Source organism: Methylobacterium sp. UNC300MFChir4.1, from assembly GCF_900110155.1.
In the GTDB taxonomy this organism is placed as follows: domain Bacteria; phylum Pseudomonadota; class Alphaproteobacteria; order Rhizobiales; family Beijerinckiaceae; genus Methylobacterium.
Genome location: NZ_FOCS01000069.1, coordinates 1 through 1,545, shown reverse-complemented (window position 1 = coordinate 1,545; position 1,545 = coordinate 1). Strand labels below are relative to the sequence as shown.

The 1,545-nt window shown below is 77.9% G+C and carries 1 protein-coding gene; it reads right to left on the bottom strand.

What is annotated here, in order from left to right; translation table 11 throughout:
• The coding region (locus tag BMY19_RS30280; protein WP_244535089.1) for a condensation domain-containing protein at positions 1-1,545 on the bottom strand (1,545 nt) is incomplete at both ends.

The following is a 1,545-nucleotide window of genomic DNA, read 5'->3' as shown; positions in this document are numbered from 1 at the left end:
CGGCGATGCGGTGGCGCAGGTCGGGCTCGGCGCAGTGGCGCAGGAGGTCGTGGCTGAGGTCGGGCAGGGGCAGGGCGCGGCGGGCTTCCTTGACCCGGCAGAGAGCAGCACCGAGGGCATGGCCGCGGGCGGCGTCGTCCGGCGGCAGGTCCGGCGGCAGGTCCGGTTCGCCGCCGAGGGGATCGAGCCGCAGCGGCACCAGCGTGGTGAACCAGCCCACCGTCCGGCTCAGGTCGTGGCGGGGCAGGGTCGGGCCGTCCTGCGCGTCGGAGAGGGGTTCGGGGAAGGGTTCTGAGAGGGGTTCGGCGAGCGCGTCGGCCAGGGCGTCGGCATCGCGACCGTGGCGCTCGAGGGTCACGCCCACCGCCGTCCCGTCGCCGCGCCGCGCCAGCGCGATCGACAGGGCGGTGAGCAGGATCTCGTCGGGACGGGCGCTGTAGGGTCGGCCGGCCCGGCGCAGGAAGGCGTCGGTCGCGTCGGCGTCGAGGCTGTCGGCGATCTCGGTCTGGGCGGATTCGACGTTGGGGGCGTCGGGCCGGACCGGCTGCAACGCGGCATCGAGGCACGGCCCCCCGGCCTGCCAGCCGGCCAGCCAGGATTCGCGGCGTCCGGCATGTCCGGGGTGCCGGGCCAGGACGTCGAGGCTGCGGGCCCAGCCCGGGAAGCTCGTCGGTGGGGGCGCGAGCGGCCGCCCGGCGAGGGCCGCCGCGAGGTCCTGGATCAGGATGCGCCACGACATGGCGTCGACCACGAGGTGGTGGGCGACGAGGAGGAGCCGCTCGGTCCCGTCCGCCGGCAGGGTGACGTGCACGGCCCGCCAGACCGGCCCTTCGGCGAGGTCGAGGCTCGTCTGGGCTTGCGCGGCGAGGGCCGCGAAGGCCGGCGCACCGTCCGCCGCGCGCCGCCACAGCGGGGGCTCCTGCTCCGGTGCCCGGCAGGTCTGGGTCCAGGCCCCGTGCGCGTCCCGCGCGAAGCGCAGGCGCAGCGCGGGATGGGCGGCCTCGACGGCCGCGAGGGCCTCAGCGAGGCGGCCCGGGTCGAGGGGTGCCCGGGGCGCGAGCACGATCGCCTGGTTCCAGTGCTGCCGGTTCGGGACGGGACCGTCGAGGAACCGGCGCTGGATCGGGGTGAGGGGAACCGGACCGGCCTCGCGCGCCGGGTCGACCCGGGGGGCCGGCGCGGCCGCGCTGTCCGGGGCCGCGTCGAGATGCGCCGCCAGGGCGGCGAGGCGCGGGTGGGTGAAGACGTCCCGCGGCGTCAGCGCGAGGCCGCTCTCCCGGGCGCGGGCGACGAGCTGGAGGGCGAGGATCGAGTCGCCGCCGCGCTCGAAGAAGCTGTCCCGGCGCGACAGGCGTCGGGCGTCGAGGCCGAGCACGCCGGCCCAGAGGGCGGCGAGGCGCGTCTCGGTCTGGCCGCGCGGCGGATCGAAGCCGGTGCTGCCGCCCGCGGCGTCCGCGCCCGCCCAGTCGGGTTCGGGGAGCCGTCCTGGGTCGAGCTTCCCGTTGGCGGAGACCGGCAGGGCGGGCAGGGCGAGGATGCGGGCGG